Source organism: Thalassotalea ganghwensis (genome assembly GCF_053485795.1).
This window is the reverse complement of record NZ_JBQRUM010000058.1, coordinates 1-1,003: the sequence shown is the minus strand read 5'-3', so window position 1 is coordinate 1,003 and position 1,003 is coordinate 1. Positions and strand designations below refer to the sequence as shown.

Below are 1,003 nucleotides of genomic sequence, written 5' to 3'. Positions count from 1 at the left end.
ATTCATGGCGGTAAAGCAAAAAACGATAAAATTGACTCGTATAAAATCGCTAAACTTATCCGTGGAGGCAACTTTCCTATGGCCTACGTTTACGATAAGGAAATGCGCGCCACTCGCGATTTACTTAGACGACGAACCAAAATCGTTCGCCATGGTGCCGACGTAAAAGCCCATGTTGCTAATACCACAAGTCAATACAATCTCCCTGCTCACAATGTTAATTTAAAAAATGTCTGTGACAGAGAAAAAATGCGACATTACTTCCCTGATCCTGTGGTCCAACGCTCGATTAATTTAGATATGGCGCTACTCGACTATTACCAGAAAGAACTCAAGCCTCTTGAGCACTATATTGAACAAATGGCAAAGCAACATAACCCCGTTCATTTACGTATTCTACAAACGATTAATGGTATTGGTCGCATTCTCGCATTAACGATTATCTATGAAATTGGCCATATCGACCGATTTCCTTCTGTACAAAAGTTTGCGTCATACGCACGCCTTGTGAAGTGCAAGGCGGAATCTGCTGGCAAAACCTACGGTACTCAAGGAAATAAAATCGGCAACGCCCATCTCAAGTGGGCATTCTCTGAAGCTGCTGTTCTCCTGTTGCGCCATAACGCCAATGCCAACCAATATATTGAAAAGTTACAAAAGCGAATGAGTAAAGCAAAAGCACTCTCTGCACTTGCGCATAAACTCGGGCGCTGTGTTTATTTTATGTTGAAAAAAGAGACCGTATTCGATGAAGCCAGGTTCTTAAAGAGTTAGTCACGGTACTGAGTGAGCTGCACGTCTAACTAGACAAAAGGTCGAACATCAATCAATTGGGTGTATTAATAGCCACAAAGCTATTAGCCAATTATATGTCGATAGCCCTAAGCTAACCTAGCTTGATTAGACACTCAGTACGCGTGCATTAATACAATAAGCAAAGTCGCTTACACCTAACTTGAGCCTGAAACTAACTGGACACATAAAATGAAACCAGCCTACTTGA

At 41.8% G+C, this 1,003-nt stretch carries 1 protein-coding gene; it reads left to right on the top strand.

Going from position 1 to position 1,003, the window contains the following annotated elements; all coding sequences use genetic code 11:
- On the top strand, positions 1-774 hold a 774-nt coding region (locus ACSLUH_RS19435; RefSeq protein WP_448570075.1), incomplete at its 5' end, for an IS110 family RNA-guided transposase.
- Between the last annotated feature and the right edge of the window lie 229 nt (positions 775-1,003).